Annotated in this window: 2 protein-coding genes; both read left to right on the top strand. The window is 60.0% G+C overall.

The window, feature by feature from the left end:
• The coding region (locus AC1DVH_RS31600) for an aldehyde dehydrogenase family protein (RefSeq protein WP_477757091.1) at nucleotides 1-139 on the top strand (139 nt) is incomplete at its 5' end.
• A 31-nt stretch (nucleotides 140-170) separates the two neighbouring features.
• Nucleotides 171-1,105: GMC family oxidoreductase (locus tag AC1DVH_RS31595; protein WP_477757090.1), on the top strand; the 935-nt coding region annotated here is incomplete at its 3' end.

Genomic DNA, 1,105 nt, shown 5'->3' with positions numbered 1-1,105 from the left:
GGTCTCCATCAACCACTTCGGCTTGGCCGCACCGGAAACGCCGTTCGGTGGTGTCAAGGACAGCGGTTATGGCAGCGAGGGCGGAAGTGAAGGGCTGGACGCGTACTTCACCACCAAATTCGTCAGCCAGATCGGCTGAACAAGGACGCCCAACACCGAGAACAATGCCAATGCAAACCTTCGATTTCATTGTGGTCGGGGCCGGTTCCGCTGGCTGTGCCTTGAGCGCACGGCTGGCGAATGCTGGCAAACAGGTCCTACTGCTCGAAGCAGGGCCGGCTGACAATCATCCTTACATTCACATTCCCGGCACCTTCATCCGGGTTCACGGCTCCCGGCGTACCTGGATGTATCGCACCGAACCCGAGCCTTTCGTCAACCAACGCCAGGTCTACATTCCACAAGGCCGCACACTGGGGGGTGGCAGTTCGGTCAATGCGATGATTTATATTCGCGGCCAGGCAGAAGACTATGACGATTGGCAGGCCAACGGTTGTCCCGGATGGGGATGGCAGGACGTTCTGCCGGTGTTTCGGCGCTGTGAGTCGAATGTCCGATTAAGCGGTGTCTTGCACGGCCAGTCGGGCCCGCTGACTGTCAGTGACCCGGGGCACCGGCATGCCTTGAGCCGCGCCTTTGTGCGGGCGGCTGTCGAAGCGGGGGTGCCCGAGACAGATGATTTCAATGGCGCGAGGCAGGAGGGCGCGGGCTTCTATCAGACCACCACTTCACACGGTCGGCGCGCCAGTTCGGCGGTGGCTTACATACGGCCTTTGCGCAACAACATAAACCTCAAGGTGCTCACCGAGACCCATGTCACCGAACTGCTATTCGATGGCCGTCGGGTCACGGGTGTTCACGCCGTGGATCGTGAAGGCGCTGCGATCAGCTTTGCCGCCCGTGCAGAGGTCATTGTCAGTGCCGGAGCGATCGCTTCACCCAAGCTTTTGATGCTGTCGGGGATCGGGCCACAGGCTCACCTGGAAGAAATGGGCATTGCAATGCGAGTTCACTCGCCGGGTGTGGGCGAGAATTTCCAGGATCACCTCAGTGCTTCGGTTTATGCGCAAACGCGTGAACCTGTCAGCTTGCTCGGACATGACCG

It is taken from the genome of Pseudomonas sp. P4_C3, from assembly GCF_056402075.1.
This window is presented reverse-complemented; position numbering and strand designations above follow the sequence as displayed.